The sequence below is a fragment of the Aeromicrobium sp. genome (assembly GCF_050700635.1).
Lineage (GTDB): Bacteria > Actinomycetota > Actinomycetes > Propionibacteriales > Nocardioidaceae > Aeromicrobium.
Window position 1 is genome coordinate 1 of the sequence record NZ_JBOHDT010000121.1, and the last position, 11,235, is coordinate 11,235.

The window sequence follows — 11,235 nt, forward strand, 5'->3', positions numbered from 1 at the left end:
TCCGTGCGGTGGCCTCCGTCGCGCCGTACATGACGAAGAAGTCCCAGCCGCGGCGCTGCCCGAGTCGCAGGTACTGCGTCACCCGTTCTGGGGCGAGCTTTCCGCCGGCCTGGGTGACGTAGCGGAGTCGGGTCAGCTCACGGTCAGCGAAACCGGAGGCGTCGAGCAAGTCGAACGTGTGGGGGACGCCGGCCAGCCCGGTGACCGCGTGCCGCTCCATCAGGTCCCAGAAGCACGCGTCGACGACGGAGAGGTCGGTGACGACGACACCGGCTCCGGCTGCGAGGTGGCTGTTGAGCACCGACAGGCCGTAGCAGTAGTGCAGCGGCAGGTTGAGCGCGCCGCGGTCGGCGGCACTCAGGTCGAGGTAGGCGGCGATCGCGGCTGCGTTCGACGTGAGGTTGATGCGCGAAAGGCGCACCAGGCGGGGTGAGCCAGTCGACCCTGACGTGGTCAGGAGAAGCGCCAGGTCCGGGTGGAGGTCGTGCGTGCTCGTGGTCCGCCGGACGTCGACCTGGAGTCCTGCGACATCGGCATCCACGACGATGTCGGGATCATGCGCGGTCAACCAGGGGTCGGGTCGGCCCGGACGTGCTGCCGGAGTCAGGATCACCGGGTGCCCGGCGCGGAGGGCGGCGAGGTAGGCCACCACGGCGTCGACGCTGTTGCCGCCACGGAGCAGCACCAGACGCCTGGCGCCACCGAGCACCTCCACCAGCTCGTCGATGCGGTCGGCCAGCTCGACGAAGGTGAGCACCGTGTCGGAAGTGAGCAAGGCCGGTCGATCGCCGTGGCGTCGAAGGTCGCCGAACGGTGCGTCGACCAGCCGCTCGATCTCGGGAGTCGCCGTCATCAGGCGCCTCGCTCGAAGGCGAGAACCGGTCCGTGCAGCTCCACTCCCAGCCGGTCTCCGACCTCCGGCATCAGCGCCGTCGGCACGCGCGCCATGATCATCTCGCGTGAGCCTTCGTCGATCAGGCGGACGACCACCTCGTGCCCGTGGAAGGCGACCGCCGTGACGAGTGAGCCGCCGTCGGCCACCGGTCGCACGATCACCTGCTCGGGGCGCACGAAGATCAGGACCTCGGGTCCGGTCACTGAGCGGTCGACGGAGACGGAACCGAACGAACAGGTCGCGCTGTCGCCGCGCAGACGGGCGGGGAGCAGCGAGCCGTCGCCGACGAAGGCCGCGACGAACGGGCTCTCCGGCTGCGCGTAGACCGTGCTCGGGGGGCCGGCCTGCAGCAGTCGGCCACGATCCATGACACCGACGTCGTCGGCGAGCGAGAGCGCCTCGTCCTGGTCGTGAGTGACCAGGACCGCGGTGGCCTTGCGGGCTCGGATGGCATTGACGACGGCACGTCCGGTGCTGGCGCGCAGCGCCGCGTCGAGCGACGAGAAGGGCTCGTCGAGGAGGAGGACGGTCGGTTCGGGCGCCAGTGCGCGGGCCACCGCCACTCGCTGCTGCTGTCCGCCGGACAGCTCGGACGGGCGTCGATCCGCGAGGTCGCGGGGCAGCTCGACGAGGTCGAGCAGCTCGGCCACTCGCGGTCCGCGTCGCTCGCTGCGCGGCAGCCCGAAGGAGATGTTCGCGGCGACGTCGAGGTGCGGGAACAGCGCGCCTTCCTGCGGAACCAGCCCGACCTTCCGCTGCTTCGTGGGGACGACGCGCGTGCGGTCGGCGACGACCAGACCGTCGATCGACACCGTTCCCTCGTCCGGCGCGAGGAAGCCGGCGATGAGGCGAAGCAGCGTCGTCTTGCCGCAGCCGGACGGGCCGAGGACGGCCATGATCGAACCGTCGTCGACCTCGAGGTCGAGCCCGTCGAGCGCGGTGACACCACCGAAGCGCTTGACGAGTCCGTACGAGCTGAGGCGGCTCATGGCGTCCGCACCACCCGACCGAGCAGGAAGGTCGCGGGGATCGACAGCAGCACCAGCAGCAGGGCGTACGGGGCGGCGGCGCCGTACGAGAGCGACGACGACTCCGACCAGAACTGGGTGGCCAGCGTGCGCGTGCCGATGGGCGCGAGCAGCAGGGTCGCGGTGAGCTCGGTGGCGATCGCGATGAAGACCAGGGCGGCGCCGGCGCCGATGCCCGGAGCGACGAGCGGAAGGGTGACGCGGCGGAAGGTGGCCCAGGATCCCTGGCCGAGGGCGCCGGCAACGTCCTCCAGGACCGGCGGAGCATGGTCGAGTGCGGCGCGCACCCCGACAACGGCCCGCGACGCGAACATGATCACGTAGGCCGCGACCAGCACCAGCGTCGTCTGGTAGATCGCCGGCGTGAAGTCCAGCGACAGGCTCACCAGGGCGAGCGCGATGACGATGCCGGGGAGTGCGCTGGCGGTGAACGTGCTGCGCTCGATCAACGTCGAGGTCCGCGACGTGTGTCGGACGACCAGCAGCGCGACCGGGATCGCCAGCACGGTGGCCGCGGCGGCACCGGAGGCGGCGAGACCCAGCGTCGTCATCGTGGTACTGACGAGTTCGGCGACCGGGAAAGCCGTCGATGCTCCGACCAACATCCACCGCCCGAGGCTTACCAGCGGGACACCAAGCGAGAGCAGCACCACCGCGATGAGCACGCCGATCGCCGACGCGCGGGCGCCGCCGAGCCGGATGCGGACGGCGCTCCGTGGGGCACCGCCGCCGGTGCGCGCGATCGTGGTGCGACCGCGCAGGCGCAGCTCGGTGACGAGGACGACGAGACACAGCAGGGCGAGTGCGGTGGCCGTGAGGTTGGCGGCCGGGCCGTTGAACGTCGAACCGAACTGCTCGTAGATGGCCGTGGTGAAGGTGGGGAAGCGCAGCATCTGAAGGGCGCCGAACTCGGCGAGCAGGTGCAGCGCCACGAGCAGCCCGCCGCCGAGAAGGGCAGGCCGCAGCTGCGGCAGCACGATGCGGGTGAAGATGGCGACGCGTCCGAGTCCGAGGGTGCGCGCGGTCTCCTCGAAGGCCGGGTCGAAACGCTGCAGCGAAGCGGTGACGGGCAGGTAGATGAACGGGAAGTAGGACAGGGAGACGATCAGCACCGCGCCGGCGAAGCCCTCTACCGCATGCGTGAGCGAGATCCACGCATATCCGTTGACGAACGCGGGCACCGCGAGCGGCGCGACCAGCAGCCCACGCCACACCCGTGGCACCGGGACGTCCGTGCGCTCCACCAGCCACGCGCAGGCGGTGGCGATGACTGCGCTCAGCGTGACGCCGGCGACGACGAGCGAGACGGTGTTGACGAGCAGGAGGCCCATGCGTGGCCGGATCAGCTGCTCCCGCGCCACGTCGAAGCCCACGCCCGATGCATAGAAGACGACGTGTGCCAGCGGCAGCAACGTGAAGGCGGCGAACAGCGCCCCGGCAATCAGGAGCCTGGCCGGACGCTTCTCGCGTCCGTGCCTGACGTTTCCTCGTCGGAGCGTGACGCCGCTCAGAGGAGTCCGACCTCCTGCATCATCGCGATGACCTTCGGTCCGTTCAGCTCGGTGAGGTCGACGTCCGGGGGATCGAGCTCGGAGAGCGGCTTGACCGGCGGCTCCAGCTCGACCTCCGGGTTGAGCGGGTACTCCAGCGCGTAGCTGTCGGCGAGGGCCTGCTGGCCGTCGACGTCGGTGAGGTAGTCGACGAATCGCTGGGCGTCGGCCTGCTTCTGGCTGGCCTTCAGGACGCCGGCTCCGGAGACGCTGACGAACGCGCCGGGGTCCTTCTTGCCGAAGAAGTGCAGCCGCGAGTCGTTGCTGTTCTCGCCGGCCTCGGCCTGGTCGCGATACCAGTAGTAGTGGTACATGATCCCGGTCTCGACCTGGCTGTCGTTCACCGAGTTCATGACGATGTTGTTGCCCTGGTAGACGGTGCCGTTCTCGGCGATGCCCTCGAGCCACTCCTCGGTGGCCTTTTCGCCCTCGAGCTGGAGGACGGCGCTGACGATCGCCTGGAAGTCCGCGCCGGAGGGCGAAAACGAGGTGCGTCCCTTCCACTCCGGCTTCGCGAGGTCGAGGATCGACTCGGGCAGGTCGGCCTCGTCGACGACGTCATCGTCGTAGATCAGCACTGTGGAGCGGGCGACGAACCCGGTCCACGCGCCGCTGGCCGGGCGGTACTGCTCGGGGATGCGGTCGAGGCTCGTCTGGTCGAGCGGCGCGAACAGGCCCTTGCTCTCGACGAGCGACATCGCGGGGGAGTTCTCGGTGAGGAACACGTCGGCAGGTGTCTGCTCGCCTTCCTGCACGAGCTGGTTGCCGAGCTCGAAGTCCTTGCCGTTGCGCAGCTTCACGTCGATGCCGGTCTTCTCGGTGAACTTCGGCGCCAGCTCGGCGAGCAGTTCCTCGTGCTGGGCGTTGTAGACCGTGATGAACCGATCGGACTCCTCCGAGCCGGTGCCGCACGCGCTGAGCGTGGTGGCGACCAGGGTGGTGAGCGCGGTTGCGGCGAGGACGCGCAGTCGCATCTCCCGTCCTTCCGTCAGGGGAATAAGGCTTGGCTTACCTTAGCGCCCCGATCGCCCGCGAAGGAACGGCCCCCAGCACTTGAGGATCAGACATATTCTCGTCGCCATGGAGACGAACCCGAGAGGCAGCGTGGGCCACGCGAGCACACGCAGGCGCCGCAAGCAGCGCCGCAGGCTGGTGGCCCTCTCGGTGGGATTGGGGCTGACCCTGGCCACCCTGCTCCTGGTGGCATTCGTCTTTCCGCCGTCGTTCCTCAGCTCGTCCGAACAGAGCCGCCCGTCCGTGAGCTCGGGTGAGCCGGTACCGGTCATCGAGGAGGAGCCCGAGGTTCGCATCGCGATCGCCGGCGACACCGGCCTGCGCAACGAGGCCGAGTACCGCACCGCGAGGCGGATGGAGCTGGAGTCCGAAGACGACCCGTACGACGCGCTGATCCTGCTCGGCGACATCATCTATCCCGACGGCGACTCGGATCTGACGCGAGAGTCCGTCACCATTCCGTTCGCGAAGATCCTGGAGGACGCCACCGTCCTCCCTGCTTTGGGCAACCACGACGTCCAGAGCGACGAGGAGGATGAGATCCTCGCCGAGCTGGGCCGCGACAACGAGTGGTACGTCGAGCAGGTCGGGCCGGTCCGTGTGATCACGCTGGACTCCAACCAGGTCCGGAACCAACGACAGCTGGCCTGGCTCCGCGAGGTGCTCGCCGAGGAGGAGCCGCCGGACACCTGGACGATCGCGTCCATGCACCACCCGGCCTACTCCGCCGGCGAACACGGCTCCACCAGGAGCGTCCAGGACCTCTGGGTCCCGCTCTTCGAGGAGGCCGACGTCCCGCTCGTCCTGGCCGGCCACGACCACGACTACCAGCGATCGGCGCCGATCAACGACATCACCTACGTCATCTCCGGCGGCGGCTCCAAGCTGCGAGAGACGGGCAGCGAGGACTTCACCGAGGTGAGCGAGTCGGTCTTCCACTTCGTCGACCTGCTCGTCTACGACGACCGCCTCGAGGGCCGTGCCATCGACCACGACGGCAACCTCGTCGACGAGTTCACGATCAAGCGCTGACGAAGCGATCGGCCTCCCGGCCGACTGTTGTCCTCCGGCCGGATCGCTGCCAAGGTGACGAGAGACGGAGTTCTGCCATTGGAGGGCACTCATGAGCGTTTACAAGGTCATCGACGTAGTCGGCACGAGCACCACATCCTGGGAGGACGCCGCGCTCACAGCGGTGAAGACCGTCAAGTCCAGCGTCCGCGACCTTCGGGTCGCCGAGGTCGTGGAGCAGGACCTCGACCTCGGAGGCGATGGCGAACCCACCTTCCGGGTGAAACTCCGGGTGTCGTTCAAGTACGAGGGTGGCTGACCGCTCGCGCTGCTCGATCAAGGTCGCCGGTCGGCATCACCCTCATACTGTCAGTGTTCAACCACTGTTTACCCATTTTGCTGTGGAACGGCGGGAAAAGGACCACTCTGGGCATAACGATCATGTGATCGCGGCTTCTCGGGCCTCCGGCGCAAGTGCGTCGCTGGAGCCAACTCACCCTCTGGAGGATGAAGTCGATGAAACGCACTTCCATGAATAGAACTTTCGTCGCGCTCGCTCTCGTCGCCGTCGGCGCCTTCATCAGTGCCCCGGCGATGGCCGAACCGGACGACGACAAGAAGGTGAGCATCTGTCACTTCCCCCCCGGGAATCCGGACAATGTGCAGTTCATCACCGTCAGCGTCAACGCCTTTGAGAACCCGCATGAGAAGCACAACGACTTCGAGGCGAGCAGTGCAAGTCAATGCCGCGGCGACGATGACGACGACGATGACGGCGGCGACAACGGCGACAACGGCGACGACAACGGCGACAAGAACGGCGGCGGTGGCGACGCAGACAGCAGTAGCAGTGACGACGGGACTCTGGCAGACACCGGAGCCTGAGCGATCGGACCTGCCCCGCTTCAGGTGACCCTGAGGTGGGGCAGTCCGTAGCGCCAGGACGAACCTGGCCGTGAGTTACGAGCCGAAGTCAGTGACCTGCACTACCTCGAGGTCGTGGTACGTCGGCTCGCCGATCAGCAACCCGGCGACCTTCCGGGCCATGGCGTCGGTCTCGGGAAGCTCCGAGATCTGCATGGCTGCCTCGTATGACTCGAACTCGTTGATCGTCATGAAGTGGCTCGGGTCGTTGCGGTCGACAAGGAACGTCTCGTGCTGGAGTGTTCGGCGGCCCTCGGTGGCCGCCAACCATTCGTCCTCGATGCCGCGAAGGGCGGAGGGATCGGTGCAGTGGAATGAAACGATCTGGATGAAAGTCATCGGTGCTCCTGACATGACCCGGCTGCGGACAGCACGATTGCGGGACCCGGCTCGCGGCGGTGTCGGCGTTGCCGGCATGGGTGTAGAACCGAGACATGGGTGTCGTCCTGCCAGAGATCGAGAGCACGCTCAAGCCGGCAGAAGAGTCGCCACAGGGGCGGAGCACGGCCGCTGATGTCATCGGCCTCCGGCTGCGCGAGCAGGTCGCCGAACTGATGTACCAAGATCCCCTGGTCCGCCGTGACGTTCCCGACTCGGTGCACAAGATGCGCGTGGCGATACGGCGGCTCCGAAGTGCGCTGGCAACGTTCCGGCCGCTGCTGGACCGCGAGCGGACTGAGCCCCTTCGGGACGAGCTGACGTGGATCGCCGGTGTGCTCGGTACGGCCCGAGACGCCGAAGTCAAGCACCAGCAGCTGGCTGCACTCATCGCCGACGAGCCCTTCGACATCGTGCTGGACCGCTTCTCACGCCGAGTCGATCGCGACCTCGGAGACGCCTACCGCCTCGCCCACAGACGCTCAATCGAGGCCATGCAGTCAGAGCGTTACTACACGCTGATCGACAACCTCGAAGCCCTGATGACCAACCCACCGTGGACGCCTCCGGCCGACCAGCAGGCCACCGATGTGCTGCCCGCTCGCGTGTCCAAGGAATTCAAACGGTTTCGCCGGTGCGCCGCCGCCGCTGAGGACGCGCCCGACCGACCCATGCGGGACGAACGCCTCCATGAGGTCCGGAAGGCGGCCAAGCGCGCCCGATACGCTGCGGAGCCCCTCGTACCCATCTACGGCCGAGACGCGGCCCAATTCGCGGAGGCGATCGAACGCGTCCAGACGGTCCTCGGGGACTACCACGACGTGGTCATCACCCACCCGTTGCTGCGTCAGCTCACGGTCCAGGCAGATCTGGACGGAGACAACGCGCTCCTCTACGGACGGCTCCTCGTCCGTCTACGAGCCCGCGCGGCGGATCTGCGAACGGAGTACAGCGAGGCCTGGTCCCAGGCGAACCGCAAGAAACGGCGCAGCTGGCTCACCTGAATCCCTGTCGGCTGCGTCCAGAAGCCAGAAAAACCCCGGAAAACCGGGGCAAATCTGTAGTGGGCGATACTGGGTTTGAACCAGTGACCTCTTCCGTGTCAGGGATATGCAGCCGATTCGCCGAGATCCGCAGGCGACCGTCTGTGCAGGTCAAAGGGCTGGCGCGGACATTGGCGGACACGAGCCGACCCCCACAAACAAACAACCTGTGGGGGTCAAAATGGGGGGTCAGTCACCCCCGCCGGGGTCGAAGGTTGGGTCAAGGCTCGCCCCGAGCAACTCGCTCATCGGGTGCCAGTGATCCCTCACTATTTCGAGGCCGTCCGTCGTGCTGCTCTCCGGCACAGCCTTACCAAGCGTGTGTAGCTCAGTGGTGAAGGACCAGCCCACCAGAGTCACAACCAACGCACCAAGAGACGCTGGATCGAAGGATTCTTGCCCCGTGTCACCGGGAAGATCCGGGGTCCGCACCCACAGGAGAAGGTCGCTCTTGTCAATGTATGGAAGCTGCTTGGCCCATACGTAGCCGGCATTGTGATTGAACCCACGTTCCTGCCAAGACTTCACGTCGATGCGCCGTGGCGGACCGGGACGCTGTATTGCCACGTCACACTCACCCTCCCGAGCGGGGTCGAGAAAGACGCGGTCGACTTCGTAGCCTTGGTCGACAAGCCAGTTCGCCACTGCGACTTCGCCCAGCTTCCCAACCATGTGACTCGTGACACTGTTGTCGCCAGGAAACTGGGGAGCGCGGCGTGCAGCCCAGTCCGCTGCCTTTTCCCGAGCTGAATCGAAGGCCTGGACGACATCCTCAGAGCTGAGGGAAACGAGCGGCTCGTCGGAGTGGGTGTCCGGTTGCTTCTGCATCGTCGCCACGCACTTCGCTTCAACTATCTGTTCTTCAAGATCCGTCGCGCCTCGTCAAGTTCCTCGGGTTCGACGCAGTCGGGGTTGTCGGAAATGACTTGCCACACGTTGTAGTACGCCTCGATGAGTTTGCGGTCGGCCGGGTCCGCGTTCCCTGATGCTTTCCTGTCGAGAGCGTCCTTCAAAGTCCACTCTCGCGCGACCCGCTCTTCGTACCTTGTCGCCTCGATGTTGAAGCGTGTACGGGCGCGAGCCATCTTGTATCCGCAACTCGACCTGATCGCGTCGGGATCTTCTTGTGCCTCGTCAAAGGGGTCGGCGCGAGTCGATTCGACTGCGGCTGCTGCGAGACGTTCCTCGGCAGAGACGATTAGAAGGCCGCTGGCCGTAGCCGAAAGGGCGAGGACTATGCACCAGGCCGCGAATGGGGCATAGGACGTGGAAGTGGCGCGGGCTCGCCATGCCGGGTACCCAGGGAAGAGGAATCCCCAGATAACACCCCATGACTTGTCTGACGTAAGTCGTGGCAGCTGCGCGAAGTCGACGAACGCGAGCAACCAAAGCAACACAACTGCCGATGCGGGGACCACAATGCGCCAAAGATTGGAGTCGGGGGATACATCGCCTTGAAATAGCGCAGCCTGAAAGGCGACGACCGCCAAAGGTGCGAACGCGAATGCCCAGAGCCACCTTCTCGACGGTGGTTCGGTCGCGTTCCCATTGGCACCAGGCTCGGCGGGTGTCTCGGTCTCGACCTGAGCGACCATTGATGGCGACGTGTCTTCATAGACGTCAGTCCATCGACTCCCGTCCCACCACTGGCGCTGGCCGCCGGGATTCGCGTACCAACCTGCCGGTGGGGGTTCCGAGCCATCGCTCATGGCCTGAAGTGTATGGCCGCCAACGCGGCGCGCTCTCATATCCGTGATGTTCGATCACGTGTTCTAATCTACGTCGTGTGGGGATGAACCCGAGCAGGCGTGACAAGTGGCCGGCATACCGGCCCACCCGCCACGTCCTCGTCCTCCGAAAGCGTCGCTACGAACGTCCCTGGCAGGGCTACGTCGTCGACTGGAAGCACAACAGCTACAAGTGGAAGGCGCTGGTCGTTTACCAAGACGAGACTCTCGACGGGGCACCACTTGTCTGGAAGTGGTTCCCGGTCGTACAGCTCCGGCCGCTATACCCCGACCCAAACCCTCAAACAGAACTGAATTACTGAAAAGTCACTACAGTTGAGCCTCTAGGAGCTCTTTCTCGTCGTCCGATAGGTCGAAGAGCTTCTGCACTTCCGATTCGATGCTGGCGTGCGTGGATGCGATTTCCTGGTCGAGTTCTGCAATCTCTGACGTGACGATTGTCGAATCTCGAGCTTCGGTAGCCGCTTCAATTTTCTTGACCAGTTCAACGATCTGGTCATGATCCGCGTCGCCGGCAGATCGCCGTGGGATCGGGAGCTTTCTCACTGTGTTCTCGTAATACTCGTAGTTCCCACCCCCGATGAGTTTCCCAATGAACCGAAATCGGGCCGTGAGAGTCCGCGAGTTCAGTAAGGCAAGGATGTACCGAAGATCCTCTGGTTGGCCGTTCTCGTACAGCACCGTCGTGTCAGTGAGTCCGAGAAACTTGCGCTGCTCGTCGAGCGCGAAGCGATTCCAAGACGCGCGGTAAGGACAGATGATTCGCGGTCGATCGAAGAACTCCTTGTGCAGTGGCCAAGTGAATTTCCACCACAAACAGTCTCCGCGCTGGTACGCAGCTCGCGACTCCAATGTGGTTCGATGCGAACTGAGATGGGCCCTCACGTCTGCTGGCAACTGACCGAACGCTGTTGAATCCTCCACGTACAAGGTGCGCGGGCCGGCCTCAGCGATGCGATAGGGACGAATGTCGCTGTTACGGGCCCGTCGGTAAAGCTGCCTGGCCTGAACCAATTCAGCGACTCGCTTCTCACCTGGTTCGAAGCTGAACGCCTTGTTTGCGCCGGTCTCCATGCCTTTGCCGATGTGCAGAATGCTTCCAGCCTGCGTGCCGGCGGAATCGATCTTTGCCATTAGTGTTCGAACGTCTGCCTCGCCGAAGTTCCATGCAGAGCGTCCGAGTTCACTCATCGGCATCAGTACCTCTGAGACTTCGCCAGAGTCTCGCAAGGTGTCGGCTGTGAAGTCCGGGGGGAGATCGCGGTGCAGGTAACGCCTGAATCGTGCCTGTTTCGTGTGCTTCGACTTCGTGAACCGAACGATCGCCGTGTTAATCCCGACCTTCGGAAACACGTGAGCCTGTCGGAAGTCCAGAACCTCGCGCACACGCGAGTTTGTCGACAGCCATTCCCGCAAGTGTTGGGCTTTGTCAGCTTCCAGGAAGGAGCGGGAGACGATCATGCCGACCTCGCCCTGGCAAATGTCGACCGACCTTTTGAGGAAGTAGAAGAGTATGTCGGTCTTGTCCGTGTGGATCGATGAGTACGCACTCTTGATGTATGCCAACCGCGGGTCGTTCTTCCCCCAGACGCTGTCAACGTTCAGATATGGAGGATTCCCGACCACGGCTTGGAAACCGCCGCC

At 65.2% G+C, this 11,235-nt stretch carries 12 protein-coding genes; 4 read left to right on the top strand and 8 right to left on the bottom strand.

The genetic code is table 11. The features are described 5' to 3' along the window. From ACRDPN_RS09830 to ACRDPN_RS09845, 4 genes are all read right to left on the bottom strand, one after another. Positions 1–853 (bottom strand): AMP-binding protein (locus ACRDPN_RS09830; RefSeq protein ID WP_431447270.1); only part of this gene is annotated, 853 nt, incomplete at its 3' end. After that, positions 853–1,884, bottom strand: coding sequence for an ABC transporter ATP-binding protein (locus tag ACRDPN_RS09835; RefSeq protein ID WP_431447271.1), 1,032 nt, complete (start codon positions 1,882–1,884; stop codon positions 853–855). The genes ACRDPN_RS09835 and ACRDPN_RS09830, both read right to left, overlap by 1 nt. Continuing rightward, positions 1,881–3,296, bottom strand: a complete 1,416-nt coding sequence (locus ACRDPN_RS09840) for an ABC transporter permease (protein WP_431447272.1) — start codon at positions 3,294–3,296, stop codon at positions 1,881–1,883. Before ACRDPN_RS09840 ends, ACRDPN_RS09835 begins: the two co-directional genes overlap by 4 nt. Before the next feature lie 134 nt (positions 3,297–3,430). Beyond that, the gene (locus ACRDPN_RS09845; protein ID WP_431447273.1) at positions 3,431–4,447 is read right to left on the bottom strand and encodes an iron ABC transporter substrate-binding protein; all 1,017 of its coding nucleotides are present in this window, start codon (positions 4,445–4,447) and stop codon (positions 3,431–3,433) included. 106 nt (positions 4,448–4,553) lie between these two features. Between ACRDPN_RS09845 and ACRDPN_RS09850 the strand changes: the two genes are divergently transcribed. From ACRDPN_RS09850 to ACRDPN_RS09860, 3 genes are all read left to right on the top strand, one after another. Then, complete coding sequence (locus ACRDPN_RS09850) at positions 4,554–5,519, top strand: metallophosphoesterase family protein (protein ID WP_431447274.1); 966 nt, start codon at positions 4,554–4,556, stop codon at positions 5,517–5,519. 91 nt (positions 5,520–5,610) lie between these two features. Further along, positions 5,611–5,817, top strand: coding sequence for a dodecin family protein (locus ACRDPN_RS09855; protein WP_431447275.1), 207 nt, complete (start codon positions 5,611–5,613; stop codon positions 5,815–5,817). A gap of 197 nt (positions 5,818–6,014) precedes the next feature. Continuing rightward, a complete protein-coding gene (locus tag ACRDPN_RS09860; protein WP_431447276.1) occupies positions 6,015–6,383 on the top strand; it encodes a hypothetical protein in 369 nt (122 codons plus the stop codon). A 75-nt stretch (positions 6,384–6,458) separates the two neighbouring features. Here ACRDPN_RS09860 and ACRDPN_RS09865 read toward each other — a convergent pair whose 3' ends face one another. Further along, on the bottom strand, positions 6,459–6,761 hold the full coding sequence (locus tag ACRDPN_RS09865; protein ID WP_431447277.1) for a hypothetical protein: 303 nt from the start codon (positions 6,759–6,761) through the stop codon (positions 6,459–6,461). A 95-nt stretch (positions 6,762–6,856) separates the two neighbouring features. Here ACRDPN_RS09865 and ACRDPN_RS09870 point away from each other — a divergent pair, with 95 nt between their 5' ends. After that, the gene (locus ACRDPN_RS09870) at positions 6,857–7,804 is read left to right on the top strand and encodes a CHAD domain-containing protein (protein WP_431447278.1); all 948 of its coding nucleotides are present in this window, start codon (positions 6,857–6,859) and stop codon (positions 7,802–7,804) included. Positions 7,805–8,032: 228 nt separating this feature from the next. Here ACRDPN_RS09870 and ACRDPN_RS09875 read toward each other — a convergent pair whose 3' ends face one another. The 3 genes from ACRDPN_RS09875 to ACRDPN_RS09885 all read right to left on the bottom strand — a co-directional run. Then, the gene (locus ACRDPN_RS09875; RefSeq protein WP_431447279.1) at positions 8,033–8,680 is read right to left on the bottom strand and encodes a hypothetical protein; all 648 of its coding nucleotides are present in this window, start codon (positions 8,678–8,680) and stop codon (positions 8,033–8,035) included. A gap of 14 nt (positions 8,681–8,694) precedes the next feature. Beyond that, positions 8,695–9,552, bottom strand: a complete 858-nt coding sequence (locus ACRDPN_RS09880) for a DUF2510 domain-containing protein (RefSeq protein ID WP_431447280.1) — start codon at positions 9,550–9,552, stop codon at positions 8,695–8,697. 348 nt (positions 9,553–9,900) lie between these two features. After that, a partial coding sequence (locus tag ACRDPN_RS09885; RefSeq protein ID WP_431447281.1) for an Eco57I restriction-modification methylase domain-containing protein occupies positions 9,901–11,235 on the bottom strand: 1,335 nt, incomplete at its 5' end.